We start from the raw sequence: 19,459 nt of genomic DNA on the forward strand, positions 1-19,459 counted from the left end.
AAGACTGCTGGGTGGGCCGCTGCGCATGTGCCGACCCTATCTCCTGAAAGACATTGCCATGACTGAATTTGCAGGCGTGATTCCGCCGCTGGCGCAGGCGTTGACGCAGCGCGGCTATACCGCGCTCACCCCCGTTCAAACCGCCGTCCTCGCCCCCGAACATGCCGAAGCCGATCTGCTGGTCTCGGCCCAGACCGGCTCGGGCAAGACGGTTGCCTTCGGCCTCAACATCGCGCCGACCCTGCTGCAGGGCTCGGACGGGTTCGAGCCGCAGCGTCGCGGCAACTGGATACCGCCGCTGGCGTTGGCCATCGCGCCGACGCGCGAACTGGCATTGCAGGTCTGCCGCGAGCTGGAATGGCTCTATGCGCCGACCGGCGCGAAAGTCGTGTCCTGCGTCGGCGGCATGGACATGCGCACCGAGCGTCAGGCGCTGAATGCCGGCGCGCATATCGTGGTCGGCACGCCGGGCCGCCTGCGCGACCATATCGAACGCGGCGCGCTCGACATCAGCGGCCTGCGCGCCGTGGTGCTGGACGAAGCCGACGAGATGCTGGACCTGGGCTTCCGCGAGGACCTGGAATTCATCCTCGATGCGGCGGCGCCGGAGCGGCGCACCCTGATGTTCTCGGCCACCGTGTCGAAGCCGATCGCCCAGCTGGCCAAGCGCTTCCAGAAGGATGCGATCCGCATCTCGACCGCGTCGGAGCGCGAACAGCATGTGGATATCGAATACCGCGCCCTGATGGTGGCGCCGAACGAGCGCGAGAACGCCATCATCAACGTGCTGCGGTTCCATGACGCCAAGAGCGCGATCATCTTCTGCGGCACCCGCATGGCGGTGACGCATCTGACCGCGCGGCTGTCCAATCGCGGTTTCGGCGTGGTGGCGCTGTCGGGCGAGTTGAGCCAGAACGAGCGCACCCATGCGCTGCAGGCGATGCGCGACGGCCGCGCCCGCATCTGCGTCGCCACCGACGTGGCGGCGCGCGGCATCGACCTGCCGGGCCTGGAGCTGGTGGTGCATGCCGACCTGCCGACCAACAAGGAAGCGCTGCTGCATCGCTCGGGCCGTACCGGCCGCGCCGGCAACAAGGGCATCTGCGCGCTGCTGGTGCCGCATAACCGCCGCCGCGGCATTCAGCGCCTGTTGCAGGAAGCCAATATCGAGGCCAAATGGGCGCAGCCGCCCTCGGCCGCCGAAATCCAGGCGGTCGACCGCAAGCGCATCATGAATGACGAGACGCTGCAGGCTGCCGCGACGCCGGAAGAACAGGAATTCGCCACCGCGCTGATCGCCAAGCATGGCGCGGAGAAGGTGGCGACGGCCTTCCTGCGCCTGCATCAGGGCCGCCAGCCGGCGCCGGAAGAGCTGCTGGATGTGGCGGTCGAAGCGCCGTCAGCCTTCCATGACCGTGGCGGCGAGCGTCCGCGCAAGTCGCGCGATGACTTCGCCGGTGGCGGCGTGTGGTTCCGCATCACCGCTGGCCACAAGCAGAATGCCGAGCCGCGCTGGCTGCTGCCGCTGATCTGCCGCGTCGGCCATGTCACCCGCAAGGATGTCGGCTCGATCAAGATCTTCCATACCGAAAGCCAGTTCGAGATCACGGCCGCCGTCGCCCAGCGCTTCGCCGAGCAGATCGCGCGCGAAGGCACCGGCGAGAAGCAGATCACCATCACGCGGCTGGATGGCCCGCCCGGCGTGGCCGGCGAGACGGCATCGGATGGTGATGGCGGCAAGAAGTCCTGGATGGGCAAGAAGGCCGGCGGCTTCGGCGAAAAGAAAGAGTGGGCCGGCAAGAAGCCGGGCTTTGGCAAAAAGGAGTTCGGCGGCGAGAAGAAGCCGTTTGGCGCCAAGAAGCCCTGGGATGGCAACAGCAGCCGTCCCTACAAGCCCGACTTCAAAAAGCCGGTTGCGGAAGGCGCAGGCGTTCCGGCAGGATCGGACCGGCCGGCCTGGAAGAAAAAGCCGGAGCGCAAAAAGGACTGACCGTCTGCTGCTCACCCTGTTCGATTTCGTCGGGACCTTCGTCTTTGCGCTCAGCGGGGCCACCGCCGGCGTGCGACGCCGGCTCGATCTGTTCGGGGTGCTGGTCCTCGCTTTTGCGGCCGCCTCTGCCGGCGGGATTCTTCGCGACCTGCTGATCGGCGCCTTGCCGCCGGTGGCGATCCGTGACTGGGCCTATCCGGTGATCGCCGCCACCGCCGCCCTGATCGTGTTCTTCCAATACAGGCTGGTTGAGAAGCTGAAGCATCCGGTGCAGCTGTTCGATGCGGCCGGGCTGGCGCTGTTTGCCGTCCTGGGGGCGCAGAAGGCCCTGATCTACGGCCTCAATCCGCTGGCGTCTGTCATGCTGGGCGTGCTCAGCGGCATCGGCGGCGGCATGGCGCGCGACATCATGCTGGCGGAAATTCCCACCGTGCTGCGCGCCGAGGTCTATGCGGTGGCGGCGCTGGCTGGTGCCGGCGTGGTGGTGGCCGGCGACCTGCTCGGCATCCCGTTCCACGCCAGCATCATCCTTGGCGGCCTGCTGTGTTTTGCGATCCGCGTGCTGGCGATCCGCCGGAACTGGCAGATCGCCGTGGCACGGACCGGGGACGAAACCCCGAAGCGCTAGACTTCAGAATTCCGCCCAGTCGCCATCATTGCCGGCCGCCTGCTTCGGCGCGGCCTTGACCGGCGCGGGTGCAGTCTTTGGCGCAGGCTTCGCAGAGCGATTCTCGATCACCTTCAGCGCCGGCTTTGGGGCCGGCTTCTGAACCGGGCGCGTCGGCGCGGGGGCAGCGGCGGCAGGCGCGGTGCGCAGGGCAGGCGCGCCGCCGACGGTGCGATAGCGCTGCACCAGCTGGGCCAGCTCTTCTGCCTGGGTGGAGAGCGACTGGGCCGAAGCCGAGGTCTCTTCCACCAGCGCGCCGTTGCGCTGGGTCATCTCGTCCATGCTGCCGACAGCGCCGTTGATCTGCTCCAGGCCAGTGGCCTGTTCCTTCGAGGCGGCAGCGATCTCGGCGACGATATCCGACACCTTCTTGATGGCGCCGACGATCTCGGTCAGCGAGCTGCCGGCCTGATTGACCAGCGCCGCGCCGGTCTTGACCTGGCTGTTCGAGGCCGAGATCAGCGCCTTGATGTCCTTCGACGCATTGGCCGAGCGCTGCGCGAGCGAGCGCACTTCCTGGGCGACGACGGCGAAGCCCTTGCCGGCCTCACCAGCGCGCGCTGCCTCAACGCTCGCGTTGAGCGCCAGCAGGTTGGTCTGGAAGGCGATTTCATCAATGAGGCCGATGATGTCGCTGATCTTCTGCGCGCTGGCTTCGATCTGCGTCACGGCTTGCACTGCATCGGCCACCACGTTGCCGCCCTTTTCGGCGGTATCGCGGGCGGCGGTCGCCAACTGGCTGGCGGCCTGGGCGTTGTCAGCATTCTGCTTCACCGTCGCGGTGATCTCATGCATCGACGCGGCGGTCTCTTCGATGGCCGCGGCCTGGCTTTCGGTGCGTTGGGCCAGGTCCTGGCTGCCGGTGGAAATCTCACCCGAGGCGGCGGCGATGGTGGTCGCCGCTTCACGGATGCTGCCGATGATGCCGGTCATGGCGTCGACCAGATCGTTGACGCCGCTGCACAGCGTCCGGATGTCGCCATCCTTGCCGGCGAGGTCGATGCGCTGGGTCAGGTCATTGGCGCGGGTGGCATCCACCACGCCCTGTACCTGCTGCACGGCATGCTGCATCATCTGCGCGGATTTAGTCTGCGCCGTGATGTCGGTGGCATACTTGACCACTTTATAGGGGCGCCCGCTGGCATCCATGATCGGGTTGTAGCTGGCCTGGATCCACACTTCCTTGCCGCCCTTGCCGATGCGCTTGTACTGAGCGGCATCGAACTCGCCCTTGCCCAGCTTGGCCCAGAAGGCCTTGTACTCGGCGCTGTCGCGATAGGCTGGCTCGACGAACAGGCTGTGATGCTTGCCCTTCACCTCGTCGAGGCTGTAACCCAGCGTGGCGAGGAAGTTGGGGTTGGCGCGGATGATGGTGCCGTCGAGATTGAACTCGATCACCGCCTGCGCCTTGTCGATGGCGGCGAGTTGGCCTTCGTAATCGGCCATCAGCAGTTTCTGCTGGGTGATATCCGTCGCGAATTTCACGACCTTGTAGGGCTTGCCCCGCTTGTCGAAGACCGGGTTGTAGCTGGCCTGGATCCAGATTTCCTTGCCACCCTTGCCGATGCGCATGTACTGGCCGGCGTCATATTCGCCACGGCCGAGCTTGTCCCAGAAGGCGCGGTATTCGGGGCTGGCGCGGTATTCCGCCGTCACGAACATGCTGTGATGCTGACCGCGGATCTCTTCCAGCGTGTAGCCGATGGCGCCAAGGAAATTCTCGTTGGCATGCAGGATGCGGCCATCCAGCGTGAATTCAATAATCGCCTGCACCCGGTTGATGGCGACGAACTGGGCCCGCAGGTCACTGGATGCGGCGCCGGCTGAAAACTGAAACATCGAGGGTTTCCTTTTCTGATCTGCCGGGGCCTGGCCCGCCAGCTGAGGGTGTGTTTGCGGATGATTCTGGTTTGAAGAACTATGTGCGTGCGGATTATTCGCAGAAAAACGCGCTGCAGATCAGTTACCAAACGCTGACTTACTGTTTTTTTACTTCAGGTGTTATCCAGAATGACTTGAGGGCTGATCATTACTTGGTAGTTATATTAATGATTACTTTTGGTTGTAGTGCTTAGGTAGTATTGAGGGAATCCAATATTATCGCCCGGTAACCCGGACCGACTCCGCCATATCCGTATTGTCGTACCGGGAAGGGGTGGTCAGGCGCTGTCGCGCGTCACCAGCGTGAAGCCCACATCGACGATCTTCGTCTTCGGAGCGCGGCCCTGGGCGCGCGCCACCAGCATCTCGGCCGCGATACGGCCGATCTCGCCGCCCTCGATTCGCATGCTGGTCAGGGGCGGATCGGCATCCTTGCCGAAGCTCTGGTCGCCATAGCCGATCACGGCGAGTTGCTGCGGCACCTTGAGGCCCCGGGCGCGCGCCTCGATCAGCGCGCCGAGCGCCAGGTTGTCGGAGCCACAGAAAACGCTGTCGATATCGGGATGGGCAGCCAGCAACTGCCGCAGCGCGGTGCGGCCGTCGCCCATCGGCGTGGGCGCGGCGGCCTGCATCATCGGCACCGGGGTCTTCTTGCCGGCGAGGCGGCGCCAGGCATCGCTGAAGGCCTGGGCGCGCAACTGGGCGCGGCGGTCGTCGGGCGCGATGAGCGCGGGCCGGCGGCAGCCGCGTTTATACAGATGCTCGGCGGCGGCGGCGCCGATGGCGGGATGCGAGAAGCCGACCAGCATGTCGATCGGTTTGTCGGTCAGGTCCCAGGTCTCGACCACCGGAATGCGTGCGGCGCGCAGTTTGCGGCGCACATCGGGCGAATGGACGATGCCGGTAAGGATGATGCCGTCGGGGCGGCGGCCGATAATGGCGGCCAGCAGCTCGTCCTCACGCGCATCATCATAGCCGGCCTGGCCGATCAGCAACTGATAGCCATGCGCCTGCAGATGTTCAGCAATACTTTGCATCGTCGCGGTGAACATGGCGCCAGCGATGCTGGGCACCAGCGCAACGATCAGGCGCGAGCGGTTGGACGACAGCGAACCGGCCAGCAGGTTGGGGGTGTAGCCGATGCGGCGCACGGCCGCGCGCACCTTGTCGAGCGTCTCGGGCGAGACCTGGTCGGGGGTGTTGAGCGCGCGGGAGACCGTGATCTTGGTGACGCCGACTTCGGCCGCGATATCGGCCAATGTCGGCGTCTTCGCAGGTGCGGAACGCGGCGCTGCTTTTGAGCGCGGCGGCTTTTGGGCGGACTTCTGCGACGGCTTCTTCACAAAACGAGTATAGCCAGCGCGGCGATTTGGCGGTAGTCTCGCCCTCCATGTTACCGGTAACATTCCGGGCCGGCACCCAGGCCAGCACCTGGGCGATATCACCCAGCAGACGAGTCATTACTTCATTCAAGAGTCTATGCCCCATGAACCAGATCGACCTGCACGCCAAGCGCCTGATCGGCCCTGTCATCCGCCTGCATCCCGACGACAACACCGTCGTCGCCCGCATCGACGTGGTGCCCGGCATTCCGGTGGAGGGCGACAACCGCCATCCCGGGTTCCTGATCCGCGACAAGACGCTGGCCGGCTACAAGATCGCCGCGCAGGACATCAGGAAGGGCGAGGCCATCCGCAAATACAACGTGGTGGTCGGCTTCGCCGCCGAGGACATCCGGGCCGGCACCATGCTGCACGGCCATAACACCGAGTTCCGCGAATTCGACCGCGACTATGCCCATGCCCAGGGCTACAAGCCGGTGCAGATGATCCCCGAGGCCGAGCGCGCCACCTTTCAGGGCATCGTGCGCCCCGATGGCCGCGTCGGCACCCGCAATTTCATCGGCATCGTCTCCACCGTGAACTGCTCGGCCACCGTGGTGCATGCGGTGGCGCGACATTTCACCGAGGAACGGCTGGCCGATTTCCCCAACGTGGACGGCGTGGTGGCCTTCAGCCATGCGCTGGGCTGCGGCATGGAGATGACGGGAGAGGCAATGGCGCTGCTGCGCCGGACGCTGGGCGGCTATATCCGTCATGCCAACCTTGCCGCCGTGGTGGTGATCGGCCTGGGCTGCGAACGCAACCAGCTCGGGGGCATGATGGAGGAGCAGGGGCTGGAACGCAGCGCCAACCTCGTCACTTTCGTGATGCAGGATACCGGCGGCACCCGCAAGACCATCGAAGCCGGCATCGAAGCCGTGAAGAAGATCCTGCCATCGGCCAACGACGTGACGCGCACCACCGTGCCGGCCAGCCATATCAGTGTCGGCCTGCAGTGCGGCGGTTCGGACGGCTTCTCGTCGATCACCGCCAATCCGGCGCTGGGCGCGGCGATGGATATCCTGGTGCAGCATGGCGGCACGGCGATCCTGTCGGAAACGCCGGAGCTCTATGGCGTCGAGCACACGCTGACCCGTCGCGCGGTGACGCAAGCCGTGGGCGAGAAGCTGGTGGAGCGCATCCGCTGGTGGAAGGACGTCTATGCGGTGGGCCGCGACGTGCAGATCAATGGTGTGGTCAGCCCGGGCAATCAGGCCGGCGGCCTTGCCAACATCTTCGAGAAATCGCTCGGCTCCTCCATGAAGGGCGGCACCGGGCCGCTGATGGAAGTCTACAAATACGCCGAGCCGGTGAAGACCAAGGGCCTCGTCATCATGGACACGCCCGGCTATGACCCGTGCTCGGCCACGGGACAGATCGCCGGCGGCGCCAATATCATAGCCTTCACGACAGGGCGCGGCTCGGCCTTCGGCGCCAAGCCTGTGCCGTCGCTGAAACTCGCCACCAATTCACCGATGTACCGTCGCCTCGAAGAGGACATGGATATCAACTGCGGCCAGATCCTCGACGGCACCAAGTCGATGCAGGAAATGGGGCAGGAGATTTTCGAGCATATCCTGCGCACGGCATCGGGCGAGAAGAGCAAGAGCGAGCTGCTCGGCGTCGGCGACCATGAATTCGTGCCCTGGCAGATCGGTATCGTGGGGTAGCGAAGACCAACTCATAAAAAGCGACATAACCGGAGGAAACGACAATGAAAAAAGTCATGCAGGGACCTGACAGGCGTCAGGTCCTCACGGGAACGCTTGCGTCCGCCGCAGTGCTGGCCACCGGCGGCTTGGTCAAACCCGCCGTGGCCCAGACGGCATATCCCAACCGCCCGATCCGCTTCATCTGCCCCTGGCCGGCCGGCGGCACCGCCGATGCCACGATGCGCGCGCTCTGCCGCGTGGCGGCCGCCGAGCTGGGCCAGCCGATCACCGTGGAGAACCGCGCTGGCGCGGCTGGCATGATCGGCGCCGCGGCCATCGCCACGGCGCAGCCCGACGGCTACACCATCGGGCAGATTCCGCTCAGCGTGACGCGCTTCTCGCAGCTGGGCAGCTTCCAGCATGATCCGCGCAGCGACTTCACTTTCATCGCGCGCACGGCCGGGCAGACCTTCGGCATCGCCGTCCGCGCGGACTCGCGCTTCAAGACCATCCAGGATGTGGTGGCGGCGGCGAAGGCCAAGCCCGACACCGTGACCTATGCCACGTCAGGCGTGGCCGGGCAGACCCATATCGGCATGGAGGAATTCTCCTACGCCGCCAAGATCAAGATGAGCCATGTGCCCTTCAAGGGCGGGGCGGATGCCCTGCAGGGCGTGCTGGGCGGCCATGTGGAAGTGCTGGCCGATTCCAGCAGCTGGGCGCCGCTGGTGCGCGACGGCCGCTTCCGCCTGCTGGCAACCTGGAGCGAGCAGCGCCTGGCCGGCTTTCCTGATGTGCCGACCCTGAAGGAAAGCGGCTACAACGTGGTGATGCAGGCGCCGAACGGTGTTGGCGCGCCCAAGGGCCTCGACCCGGCGATCACCGCCAGGCTGCGGCAGGTGTTTCGCAACGCCGCTTTGAGCGCTGAGCACACGGAAACCTGTAATCGCCTCGACATGGTGGTGATGTACCTGGACGGCGAGGAGTATCGCAAGTTCGTCGCGCAGAACTACGAGGAAGAGAAGGTCATTATCGAACGGCTGAACCTCAAGGAGCTGCTCAGCAAGAGCTGAGATGAGCAGGGGCTGACCGGTTCGCCGGTCAGCTCCTGTATGTCAGTCCTTGTAGGACGGCTGCTCGCGGTCCAGTTCGCGCTTGATGCTGTCCAGATGCAGGCGGGCCGATTCACGGTCGCCCTCGCGCATCTGCTCGTAGGTCAAGGCGGCGATCTTCGGGTCAACCGGGATCAGCTTGCGGCCGGTGCTCTGCGCGATCACCTGCACCTCACAGGCGCGCTCCAGGTAATAGAGATCGTCCCAGGCCTCGGCGATGGTCTTGCCCAGCACCATCACGCCGTGATGTTTCATGAAGACGATGTCGGCCTCGCCGACGGCATTGGCAATGCGGTCGCCCTCCGAGCTGTCGAGCGCCAGGCCGTTATAGTCGTCGTCGACCTTGGTGCGGCCGTAGAATTTCAGCGACGATTGCCCGGCGAAGAGCAGAGGCGGCCCCTCGATCATGCAGAGCGCCGTGGCATAGGGCATGTGCGTATGGAAGGCGACGCGGGCACGCGGCACGTTCATATGCATGCGGCCATGGATGTAGAAAGCCGTGGCTTCCGGCACCCCGCTGCCATGCACGACATTGCCGTGGAAATCGCAGATCACCAGATCGGAGGCCGAGACTTCGCTGAAGGCCTTGCCATAAGGGTTGACCAGGAAGAGGTCGTCATGGCCGGGCAGCACGGCGGAGAAGTGGTTGCAGATGCCCTCATGCAACCCGAGTTTGGCCGCCATGCGGAAGCAGGCAGCGAGGTCGATGCGGGCCTGCCGGATTTCGGGCGTGTCGAGATCAGGGCGGTTATGGCCGGCGAGCGGCTGGGCATTGGTGGAAAGGGCATGGGCCATGGGAGGCAACTCCGTAGATTTGCCTAGCATGATCGCGCATTTCGATGGAGCCGGAAAGGTGGGGCTTCGGATTTAAGGTGTCATGGCCGGGCTTGACCCGGGCATGACAAGAAGAAGGGAGGGCGTAACAGACAATCAGCCCTTGCCCGTCGCTTCTTCCTCGTGCTTGGCGATGTCCTTGTCGGTGAACAGGTATTCGCGCAGCTGTGTGTCGAAGTCCCTGCTGTTGCGGCGGATCCATTCGATCACCATGGCCGCATGTTCCATTTCCTCGCGCATGTTGTGCAGGAGGATTTCCTTCAGCGCCGCGTCGTCGCAGTCGTCGGCGCGCTGGCGATACCAGTCGACGGCCTCCATCTCCTCCATCAGCGAGGTGATGGCGTAATGCAGATGCAGCGCCTCCTTGCTGAGGCGTTCGCGGGGGACGTGAAGCTCTTCGCTGGACATGGGGGCTCCTAAAGGGACGGTCATGCGGTGGTCCCGATAGAAATGGCTGAAATCCAGTGAAGTTCCTTCTGATATGGCGATCAGACGACCAAGAATCAGAAAGCCCGGGTTTCGCCGATCTTCATCACGATGGCCTCGTGCGGGCCGTAGCCCTGATCGGCCGCTGCCTTGCGCAGGCGATCGGGCGCCTCGAACTGGTGCTCGTCGCTCAGTCGCACGGTGCCCCAGTGCATGCCGATCACATGCCTGGCCTTTACGTTGCGGGCGATCTCCACCGCCTGTTCCGGCGTGGTGTGGCTGCCCCGCATGATGGTGTCGGGCTCATAGGCGCCGATGCCGACCAGGCCGAGATCGAAGGGCCCGAGCTTCTCGCCGATCTCGCGGAATACCGGCCCGATGGCGGTATCGCCCGAGAAGAACAGCCGCTTGTCGCCGGCACGGTAGACAAAGCCGGCCCAGAGCGTGCGGTTGCCATCGGTCAGGCCGCGCCGTGAGAAATGGATCGCCGGGGTCGCCGTGACGGTGACGCCCTTGCGCTCGATGCTTTCATACCAGTCCAGTTCGGTGACATCGGTATAGCCGAGATCGGTAAAGTAGGAGCCGAGGCCCAACGGCACCACGACGCTGATGCGCGGCTTGTTGGGCATGGCCTCCAGCGTTGCCAGGTCGAGATGGTCATAGTGATTGTGGCTGACGGTCAGGATGTCGATGGGGGGGAGCGTTTCCGGTGTCAGCGCCGGCGGCACGTAGCGCTTGGGGCCGAAGCGGTTGAACGGCCCGGCATGGTCGGAGAGATAGGGATCGGTGAGCAGCGTGGCGCCGCCGATGCGCACCAGGAAGGCGGCATGGCCGAGCCAGGTCAGGCTGTCGGCATTGTGGTGGCGCGCGAGGCCGGCCTGCACGTCGGCCGTCGGCAGCACATGGCCCTCGGGCACGGCCTCGGTATTGAAGCTGGCCAGCGTCATGCGCCACCAGAAGGGCAGGAGGGTGCCGATGCCCGGTGGGTCGACATGAACCGAGCCTTCGGGATTGCGGAAGCGGCCGTCTGTCAGATGGTGATAGGGCTTGTCGGGCATCTGCACCTCCGGGCGCGGCGCGCAGCTGCTGATGAGCAGCAGGGCAAGGAGAAGAGGGAGCGCGCGCAAGGCCATGTGGGGGGCAGGCTACAGGGCTGCCATGGCGGCGCAACGGCGCGCTGGCCGGACGGTGATGACGGTCACGCGAGAAATCAGGCCTGTCTGTTCAGGCTCCTCTGCTCAGGCCCGGCCGCGCTGGGCAGTCGCCGTGCCGCGGCATGCCAGGCTGTAGCGCGCGATCTGGTATTTGCGGTCCTGGCCCGGATAGCGGCTGCGCAGGCTGTCGGCATCGGCGCGCGCGCCGGCGGCAGCGCGCAGGTCGCCGGTCTGGCGTAAGGCAGCGGCATATTCCAGCAACGCCTCGGCCAGGTTGATCGGATCGTCGGCTTCCAGGCCGAGCTGGCGCACCATCGGGATGGCCTGCGCGTAATAGGGCAGCGCCTCGGCATACTGGCGGCGGTCGTAGGAAAGGCGGGCCAGTTCGAACAGCCGGCGCGTGACCTGCACGCTGGCCGGGCCCGAGGTCTGCTCTTCCAGCGCCAGCGAGGTCAGCAGCAGCTCGCGCGCCTCCTCGAACTTGCAGCTATGGCCCTTCATGCGGCCGAGATTGTAGAGATTGAGCGACAGCAGGGCGGAGGGCACCTTCTCGGTGCCGGCCCAGACCAGCGCGCGTTCGTATTGCATCTCGGCGGTCTGGTAGTCGCGACCGAGCTCGGCGCGCATGCCGGCATCATGGTAGCGCGCCATGTTCGTCGTCTCGAAATCCTTGGCGCAGCCTGCCGCCAGCAGAGCTATCGCCAGGACGACCAGGATTTTTCCCGGGCCTGCCCGCATCGGTCTTCCCCCATCACCCACCCGGTGACAGGGCAAGTTTAGACGGGGCTTTGAGAAAGCGGAACGTTAAAAAACGAAAAAGCCCCGCCGGCAGGAACCGGCGGGGCTCGTTGGACGCCCGGCTGTGAAAGCCGCTTGCCCAGGGAAGGTCGTTAGACCGAGTAGTACATCGAGAACTCGATCGGATGCGGGGTGTGCTCGAAGGCATAGACCTCTTCGAACTTCAGATCGATGTAGCTGTCGATGAAGTCGTCCGAGAAGACGCCGCCGGCCTTGAGGAAGGCGCGGTCCTTGTCGAGGGCTTCCAGCGCTTCACGCAGCGAACCGCAAACCTGCGGAACCTTCTTCAGCTCTTCAGCCGGGAGGTCATACAGGTTCTTGTCCATGGCCGGGCCGGGATGGATCTTGTTCTTGATGCCATCGAGACCGGCCATCAGCATGGCCGAGTAAGCCAGGTAGGGGTTCGCGCCCGGATCGGGGAAGCGGACCTCAACGCGCTTGGCCTTCTCGCCGGCGCCGAACGGGATGCGGCAGGAGGCCGAACGGTTGCGCGCCGAGTAGGCGAGCAGCACAGGGGCTTCGAAGCCGGGGATCAGGCGCTTGTAGCTGTTGGTCAGCGGGTTGGTGAAGGCGTTCAGCGCCTTGGCGTGCTTGATGATGCCGCCGATGTAGAACAGCGCCATCTCGCTGAGGCCGGCATACTTGTTGCCAGCGAACAGCGGCTTGCCGCCCTTCCAGATCGACTGGTGCACATGCATGCCCGAGCCGTTGTCGCCCTTGATCGGCTTCGGCATGAAGGTCGCGGTCTTGCCCCAGGCATGAGCCACGTTGTGCACGCAGTACTTGTAGATCTGCATGCTGTCGGCGGACTTCAGCAGGGTGGCGAACTTGATGCCCAGCTCGTGCTGGCTGTTCGCGACTTCGTGGTGGTGCTTCTCGACGGTGACGCCCATGCCGGCGATCGTGGTCAGCATTTCCGAGCGCAGGTCGCCGCCCTGATCCAGCGGAGCAACCGGGAAGTAGCCGCCCTTGATCGGGGCGCGGTGGCCCATGTTGCCGCCTTCGTAGACCTTACCCGAGTTGTAGTCGCCTTCGATGTCGTCGAGATACACGAAGGTCTCGTTCATCGAGGTCTTGAAGCGCACGTCGTCGAAGACGAAGAACTCGGCTTCCGGACCGAAATAGGCCACGTCGCCGGTCTTGCTGGTCTTGATGTAGGCTTCGGCCGCCTTGGCGATCGAGCGCGGGCAGCGGTTGTACGGGGTGCCCTCATGCGGCTCAAGCACGTCGCAGAACAGCACAGCCGTGGTCTGGGCCGAGAAGGGATCGTAGGTGAGGCTGTCGAAGTCGGGCTTCAGCAGCATGTCGGACTCGTTGATCGCCTTCCAGCCGGCGATCGACGAACCGTCGAACATGATGCCTTCCTTCAGGGTCGCTTCGTCGATCATGGTGATGTCGAAGGCGACATGCTGCCACTTGCCGCGCGGATCGGTGAACCGGAAGTCGACGTACTTGACGTCCTTGTCCTTAAACTGCTTCACAATGGATTTTGCATCAGCCATGGCTGTTTTTTCCTGCTAGTTCTTCCCTGGTTTAAACGACTCACGAGACCAGCCCGCAAGGGGCGGTCCCGATGAGATTGGGTGACAGAGGCGGAGAGTTCCTGCTCCGCCGTCAGACCGCTTCCGCGCCCTTTTCACCGGTGCGGATGCGAATGACCTCTTCAACAGTGGAAATGAAAATCTTGCCGTCACCGATACGGCCGGTGCGGGCCGCCTGGGTGATGGCCTCGACGGCCTTCTCGACCATGCTCTCGTCGAGCACGACCTCGATCTTCACCTTCGGCAGGAAATCGACGACGTATTCAGCGCCGCGATACAGCTCGGTGTGACCCTTCTGGCGGCCGAAACCCTTGGCTTCGGTCACGGTAAGGCCCTGGAGGCCGATTTCATGAAGGGCTTCCTTCACTTCGTCGAGCTTGAACGGCTTGATGATGGCTTCGATTTTTTTCATGGGTGCGACAACACTTTGGCCGGAATGAAATGACGGCGGGAATAATGCACGCTTTGTGCCAGCATTAACCCGGGCTTAACCCGCAGGATTCCCGCTCATGGTGGGGGTGTGGGTAACTCAGGAAGGGGTGTTTGCATCAAAAATACCCTATTTGCACAAAATATAGGCCAAAAAGAGCCTAATGTTTGGGCTTCTGTTGGCTCAGGAACGCGGCCATCCGGTCCAGCGCTTGGGCGATGGCCTGATCCGAGGCAGCGAAGGAGAGCCGGATGTAGCCCTCGCCATGGCTGCCGAAGCTGGTGCCGGCGATGGTGGCGACGCCGGCCTGCTCCAGCAGGCCGTCCTGCATCTGACGGCTGTTCAGGCCGGTCTCGGTGATGTTGGGGAAGGCGTAGAAGGCGCCCTCGGGCTTGATGCAGCTGATGCCCGGGATCCTGTTCAGCCCGGCGACGCAAAGGTCACGGCGGCGACGGAAGGCCAGGCGCATCTCCTCCACCATGTCCTGCGGTCCCTGCAGCGCGGCGATGCCGGCGAACTGCGTCGGTGCGTTGACGCAGGAATGGGTGTTGATGGCGAGTTTGGTGGCCAGTTCGGCCAGCCGCGTGGGCCACAGGCCCCAGCCCAGGCGCCAGCCGGTCATGGCATAGGTCTTCGACCAGCCTTCCAGGATGATCAGGCGATCCTGCAACTGATCGAGATAGGGAATGAAGCTCGCATACGCGCCATCGCCATCGAGCACCAGGCGCGAATAAATCTCGTCGGCCATGATGGTGACATGCGGGAAGCGCTGCAGGCCCTCGACCAGCTTCTTCACTTCCGCCGCCGGCGCGACGCCGCCGGTGGGATTGGCCGGTGAGTTGACGATCAGCAGCCGCGTGTTCGGCGTGATGCGCGCCAGCAGGTCTTCGGCGCGGAAGGCGAAGCCATCCTTTTCCAGCAGCGGATAGCCGGCGAGTTTCGCGCCGGTGTAATTCACAAGGCTTTCATAAATCGGGAAGCCAGGATCGGGATACATGATCTCGGCGCCAGGCTCGCCGAACATTTCGATGGCGGTGGCCATGGTCACCTTGCCGCCGGGCACGATGACGATGCGGTCGGGCGAGACGCTGACCTTGTAGCGCTGCGCGATCTCGGCGCAGACCGCTTCGCGCAAGGGCAGGATGCCGTTGGCTGGCGTGTAGCCGTGATGGCCATCGCGCAGCGCCTTGATGGCGGCCTCGACGACATGGGGCGGGGTGGGGAAATCGGGTTGGCCGATGCCGAGATTGATGACGCTCTTGCCCTGGGCTTCCAGGGCTTTTGCACGGGCCAGAACCTCGAAGGCGCTTTCCGAGCCCAGACGCGACATCCGCGCGGCAATCTGCATTGTTTTCCTCCCGTTTGTAGCCCGTCTGCTTATGCCGGGATTCCGGGGAGGGGGCAAGGCGAGGGGGCAAAAATTGACGGTCAAATGGACCTTTGAAATGGTCCATTGCGCAACGCGGCGGTTGTCCCGGCCCAATACAAGTTCCCTGTGCGGCCTGCCGCTTGCGCGGTCGTCGAGGGCTGCCTAGTGTCCTCTGCCTTACGCAGAGGAACCCAGACAATGCTGCTCGACGTCCGCACCTATACCTGCCGTCCCGGCACCATCAAGCTGCAGCTCGAACTGTATGAGAAGCTCGGCTTCAAGCCGCAGACCAGGCATCTCGGCCAGCCGTTCGCCTTCCTGGTCACCGAGACCGGTCCGATCAACACCTACATCCATATCTGGGCCTATGAGAGCGCCGCCGATCGCGAGACAAAGCGCGCCGGCATGCAGGCCGATCCCGAGTGGCAGGCTTTCCTGAAGGCCAGCGGCGAGGCGGGCTATCTGACCGGCCAGCAGAACCAGCTGATGACCCCGGCCAGCTTCTTCCAGATCAAGCGCTAACCATCACGAAAGAGTACAGAGTCATGAAACGCAGCGGCGGTCATATCCTCGTCGAGCAGCTTCGCATCCAGGGCGTCGATACCATCTTCGGCGTGCCGGGTGAGAGTTTCCTCAACGTGCTGGATGGTCTGCATGACCACACCAACCACATGCGTTTCGTGATCTGCCGTCAGGAAGGCGGCGCGGCGATGATGGCCGATGCCTATGGCAAGACGACAGGCAAGCCCGGCATCTGCATGGTGACGCGCGGCCCGGGCGCCACCAATGCCTCGGCCGGCGTGCATGTCGCCTATCAGGATTCCACGCCGATGATCCTGCTCATCGGCCAGGTCGGCCGTGACATGATCGAGCGCGAGGCCTTCCAGGAAATCGACTACCGCCGCATGTTCGGCCAGATGGCCAAGTGGGTGGCGCAGATCGACGACGCCGCGCGCATCCCGGAATTCATCAGCCGCGCCTTCAGCGTGGCGATGTCGGGGCGTCGTGGCCCGGTGGTGCTGGCGCTGCCCGAGGACATGCTGACGAATGTCGTGGAGGCCGTGGATGGTAAACCGGTGCAGCCGGTGGAGGCGCATCCGTCGGATGCGCAGATGACCAAGCTGAAGGACATGCTGAAGGCGGCGAAGAAGCCCTTCATGATCGTCGGCGGTTCGGGCTGGAACGAAGGTGTGCGCGAGCAGGTGCAGGCCTGGGCCAGCGCATCGGGCATTCCGGTCGGGGCATCCTTCCGCCGTCAGGATTATCTGGATAACGACTGGCCGAATTACGTGGGCGATGTCGGCATCGGCATCAATCCGAAGCTGCAGGCGCGCATCAATGAGGCCGATCTGCTGCTGGTGATGGGCGCAAAGCTGGGCGAGATGACCACCGGCGGCTACACCATGATCAACATTCCGCTGCCCAACCAGACGCTGGTGCATGTGCATGCCGGCCCTGAAGAGCTGAACCGCGTTTACACGGCGGACCTCGCCATCAATGCGACGGCGGCCGGCTTTGCCGCCGCGTTGCAGAAGATCGGCCCGGTTGATGGCCGTGCCTGGGCCGACAGCACCAAGACGCTGCGCGCCGATTACGAGGCCTGGCAGACCGTGCCGCCGTCACCCGGCGATGTGCAGATGTCGGAGATCGTGAAGTGGCTGACCAAAACGCAGGGTCCGGACATGGTGCTGTGCAACGGCGCCGGCAACTACGCCACCTGGCTGCATCGTTTCCATCGCTATCGCCGCCACAACAACCAGCTCGCGCCGACGTCAGGCTCGATGGGCTACGGCGTGCCAGCGGCGGTGGCCGCCAAGATCGCCCATCCGGAACGCACTGTGGTGGCCTTTGCCGGCGATGGCTGTTTCCTGATGACGGGGCAGGAATTCGCCACCGCGCTCCAGTATGACGCCGCCATCATCGTCGTTGTGGTGAACAACGGCATGTACGGCACCATCCGCATGCATCAGGAGCGCGAGTATCCCGCGCGCGTCAGCGGCACCGAACTGAAAAACCCGGACTTCGCAGCTTACGCGCGCGCCTTCGGCGGCCATGGCGAAACGGTGCTGAAGACCGAAGACTTCGCGCCGGCCTTCGAACGCGCGAAAGCTTCGGGCAAGGCGTCGATCATCGAGATCAAGCTCGACCCGGAAGCGCTGACCCCGCGCATGACCCTGACCCAGATCCGCGAAGCGGCCGTGAAAGCCAAGGCGCATCACTCGGATCGCTGATCCTCCGCCATAGGACAAAGACCGGGCTGAAAAACAGCCCGGTCTTTTTTTGTCTGCGGCGACTATTTTTTCAAATTCACCAGCACCACGCCGCCGAGCGCCAGCGCGCCGCCGATTAGGCCCAGCGTGGTTGGAATTTCGCCAAGCCACAGCCAGCCCATCAGGGTCGCGGTCGGCGGCACGCAGTACATGAAGTTGGCGGCGCGGGCGGCGGGCAGGCGCGACAGCGCGATTGTCCAGCTGCCATAGGCGATGAAGCTGGGCACGATGCCGAGATAGAGCACCGACAGCAGAAGGCCTGTCGAGGCGACCTGTGCCTCGCTGATCGCGTTGGGCAGCCATGGCGCCAGGAACAGTGCGCCGATCACCATGTTCCAGGCCGAGACGGTCAGCGGCTTGTGGCGGGCGAACAGCGGTTTCTGCACGATGATGTTCACCGCCGTGCAGAGGGCTGCGCCGAGAATCATCAGCGCGCCGGTATCGAGCTGCAGGTTGTCGATGTCGCCGAGCGCGATCAGCCCGATGCCGGCAAAGGACAGCGCCGTGCCGGCCCAGGCCCAGCGATTGAAACGCTCCCCCAGCAGCGCCATGGCAAGGGCGGCCGTGATGATCGGGTTGACATTGATGATGAAGCTGGCGGCGCCGGCCGTGACGGTCATCTCGCCCATATTGAGCAGCGCCGTGTAGAGCGCCACGAACAGCAGGCCGCCGGAGATGAAGCGCCAAGCCTCATGCAGCTTGGGCAGGGCCGGGCGGGTCAGCGCCAGGAACAGGGCAGCCGGCAGCGCGGCGATGGCGAAGCGGGCCGCGCCGAGTTCCAGCGGGCCGAAGCCGGCCAGGCCGGCGCGGATGGCCGGGAAGGCTGAAGACCAGGCCACCACGGTGATGGTCACGGCGGCCACGGTGACCGGGTCGATCCGGCTGCGCAGGGGCGCGGTGGGAAGAGGGGCGGCGTCGCAGGTGGCGGTCATGACGGTATCCGGGGTTGGGCGGGTGCTGCCCCTGAGATGCGCCTTCCGGAGCTGATTGACAATCGAACAGATCAGGGTTCTGCTGTGCGTATGGATCACAGCTTGCCAGCCCAGCTTCCACCGCTCGATACCCTGCGCGCCTTCGAGGCGTCCGCCCGGCTCGGCAGTTTCTCGGCGGCTGGCGAGACCCTGAACCTGACCCATGGCGCGATCAGCCGGCAGGTGGCCAAGCTGGAGCGCTGGCTGAATGTGAAGCTGTTCGACCGGCAGGCGCGCGGCGTCGGCCTGACGCCCGACGGCCAGCGCCTGTACCAGCGCACGCGCGAGGCCTTTTCGCTGATCGCCGATTATTCCGACCGCTGGACCGATCCGCGCGGTTCGCTGGTCGTGCGACTCAATTCCATTCCCTCGGTCACCGGCCGCTGGCTGATGCCGCGCCTGGCTGCGCTGGAAGAAGGCCCGCCGGCTTTGCGCGTGCAGTTGCTGGTCGATCACCGGCATGTCGATCTGGTGGACGAGGGCATCGACCTCGCCATCCGCTGCGGGCGCGGCACCATTCCGGGCCGTATCTCGATGCAGCTTTTCGAGGAGCAGTGTTTCCCCGTCGCCTCGCCGGCCCTGGCCAAACAGATTGGCAAGGGCAAGCCGGAACGCTTGCTGAAATTTCCGTTGCTGCACGATTCCAGCGCCACCGGCTGGCGTGCCTGGCTTGAAAAGCAGGGGCTGGACTACCGGCCGCGTCCGCAGGACCGGCGCTTTGAAGACTACAATCTTGTGCTGGATGCCGCCGCCTGCGGCCTTGGCATCGCGCTGGCGCGGCCGCCGCTGGCGCAGGTGGATATCGACCAAGGACGTATCGTCGCGGTCGACAAGCAGACCGCGCTCAACTCCGTGTCCTACTGGATGGATCGCCCGCCCGGCATACCGCGACCAGCGGCTGTCCAGCTGGCGACACGCATTGCGGCCCAGGCTGGCGTGAAGCCTTCCATGCTGGCCGCATTTCTGGGCGACGCCTGACCTT

The 19,459-nt window shown here is 64.6% G+C and carries 17 protein-coding genes; 7 read left to right on the forward strand and 10 right to left on the reverse strand.

Annotated features, from left to right (window positions below; genetic code table 11):
• Nucleotides 1-58 precede the first annotated feature (58 nt).
• Together AC1RRT_RS17445 and AC1RRT_RS17450 are read left to right on the forward strand one after the other, a co-directional pair.
• Nucleotides 59-1,990, forward strand: coding sequence for a DEAD/DEAH box helicase (locus tag AC1RRT_RS17445; protein WP_493015085.1), 1,932 nt, complete (start codon nt 59-61; stop codon nt 1,988-1,990).
• 16 nt (nt 1,991-2,006) lie between these two features.
• Nucleotides 2,007-2,618 carry a trimeric intracellular cation channel family protein gene (locus AC1RRT_RS17450; RefSeq protein ID WP_493015190.1) on the forward strand — a complete coding sequence of 204 codons (612 nt, stop codon included), beginning with the start codon at nt 2,007-2,009 and terminating at the stop codon, nt 2,616-2,618.
• 3 nt (nt 2,619-2,621) lie between these two features.
• Here AC1RRT_RS17450 and AC1RRT_RS17455 read toward each other — a convergent pair whose 3' ends face one another.
• Entirely contained in the window at nt 2,622-4,496 is a 1,875-nt protein-coding gene (locus AC1RRT_RS17455) for a methyl-accepting chemotaxis protein (RefSeq protein WP_493015086.1), read from the reverse strand.
• 320 nt (nt 4,497-4,816) lie between these two features.
• Complete coding sequence (locus tag AC1RRT_RS17460) at nt 4,817-5,797, reverse strand: LacI family DNA-binding transcriptional regulator (protein ID WP_493015087.1); 981 nt, start codon at nt 5,795-5,797, stop codon at nt 4,817-4,819.
• A gap of 227 nt (nt 5,798-6,024) precedes the next feature.
• On the opposite strand from AC1RRT_RS17460, the gene AC1RRT_RS17465 reads away from it, so the two are divergent.
• Nucleotides 6,025-7,590: a UxaA family hydrolase gene (locus AC1RRT_RS17465; protein ID WP_493015088.1), complete on the forward strand. Its 1,566-nt coding sequence runs from the start codon at nt 6,025-6,027 to the stop codon at nt 7,588-7,590.
• A gap of 44 nt (nt 7,591-7,634) precedes the next feature.
• Complete coding sequence (locus AC1RRT_RS17470; RefSeq protein WP_493015089.1) at nt 7,635-8,645, forward strand: Bug family tripartite tricarboxylate transporter substrate binding protein; 1,011 nt, start codon at nt 7,635-7,637, stop codon at nt 8,643-8,645.
• Between the two features lie 42 nt (nt 8,646-8,687).
• Here AC1RRT_RS17470 and AC1RRT_RS17475 read toward each other — a convergent pair whose 3' ends face one another.
• The 7 genes from AC1RRT_RS17475 to AC1RRT_RS17505 all read right to left on the reverse strand — a co-directional run bounded on the left by AC1RRT_RS17475 (nt 8,688) and on the right by AC1RRT_RS17505 (nt 15,215).
• Nucleotides 8,688-9,479 carry an aldolase gene (locus AC1RRT_RS17475; RefSeq protein ID WP_493015090.1) on the reverse strand — a complete coding sequence of 264 codons (792 nt, stop codon included), beginning with the start codon at nt 9,477-9,479 and terminating at the stop codon, nt 8,688-8,690.
• A gap of 135 nt (nt 9,480-9,614) precedes the next feature.
• Nucleotides 9,615-9,926 (reverse strand): ferritin family protein, encoded by a 312-nt coding sequence (locus tag AC1RRT_RS17480; RefSeq protein ID WP_493015092.1) that lies wholly within the window; start codon nt 9,924-9,926, stop codon nt 9,615-9,617.
• A gap of 95 nt (nt 9,927-10,021) precedes the next feature.
• Complete coding sequence (locus AC1RRT_RS17485; protein WP_493015093.1) at nt 10,022-11,002, reverse strand: MBL fold metallo-hydrolase; 981 nt, start codon at nt 11,000-11,002, stop codon at nt 10,022-10,024.
• A gap of 180 nt (nt 11,003-11,182) precedes the next feature.
• On the reverse strand, nt 11,183-11,836 hold the full coding sequence (locus AC1RRT_RS17490) for a tetratricopeptide repeat protein (protein WP_493015094.1): 654 nt from the start codon (nt 11,834-11,836) through the stop codon (nt 11,183-11,185).
• A 152-nt stretch (nt 11,837-11,988) separates the two neighbouring features.
• Nucleotides 11,989-13,398 carry a type I glutamate--ammonia ligase gene (gene glnA / locus AC1RRT_RS17495; RefSeq protein WP_493015095.1) on the reverse strand — a complete coding sequence of 470 codons (1,410 nt, stop codon included), beginning with the start codon at nt 13,396-13,398 and terminating at the stop codon, nt 11,989-11,991.
• A 112-nt stretch (nt 13,399-13,510) separates the two neighbouring features.
• Nucleotides 13,511-13,849, reverse strand: a complete 339-nt coding sequence (locus AC1RRT_RS17500) for a P-II family nitrogen regulator (protein WP_492970590.1) — start codon at nt 13,847-13,849, stop codon at nt 13,511-13,513.
• A gap of 178 nt (nt 13,850-14,027) precedes the next feature.
• A complete protein-coding gene (locus tag AC1RRT_RS17505) occupies nt 14,028-15,215 on the reverse strand; it encodes a pyridoxal phosphate-dependent aminotransferase (RefSeq protein WP_493015096.1) in 1,188 nt (395 codons plus the stop codon).
• Nucleotides 15,216-15,434: 219 nt separating this feature from the next.
• Here AC1RRT_RS17505 and AC1RRT_RS17510 point away from each other — a divergent pair, with 219 nt between their 5' ends.
• On the forward strand, nt 15,435-15,758 hold the full coding sequence (locus AC1RRT_RS17510) for an NIPSNAP family protein (protein ID WP_493015097.1): 324 nt from the start codon (nt 15,435-15,437) through the stop codon (nt 15,756-15,758).
• 23 nt (nt 15,759-15,781) lie between these two features.
• Nucleotides 15,782-17,467, forward strand: a complete 1,686-nt coding sequence (locus tag AC1RRT_RS17515) for a thiamine pyrophosphate-binding protein (RefSeq protein ID WP_493015098.1) — start codon at nt 15,782-15,784, stop codon at nt 17,465-17,467.
• A gap of 62 nt (nt 17,468-17,529) precedes the next feature.
• Here the strand turns inward: AC1RRT_RS17515 and AC1RRT_RS17520 are convergent, their stop codons facing one another.
• Nucleotides 17,530-18,438, reverse strand: a complete 909-nt coding sequence (locus tag AC1RRT_RS17520; RefSeq protein WP_493015099.1) for a DMT family transporter — start codon at nt 18,436-18,438, stop codon at nt 17,530-17,532.
• Nucleotides 18,439-18,528: 90 nt separating this feature from the next.
• On the opposite strand from AC1RRT_RS17520, the gene AC1RRT_RS17525 reads away from it, so the two are divergent.
• The gene (locus AC1RRT_RS17525; RefSeq protein WP_493015191.1) at nt 18,529-19,455 is read left to right on the forward strand and encodes a LysR substrate-binding domain-containing protein; all 927 of its coding nucleotides are present in this window, start codon (nt 18,529-18,531) and stop codon (nt 19,453-19,455) included.
• Nucleotides 19,456-19,459: the final 4 nt, after the last annotated feature.

Source organism: Ferrovibrio sp. GW821-FHT12B10, assembly GCF_058807515.1.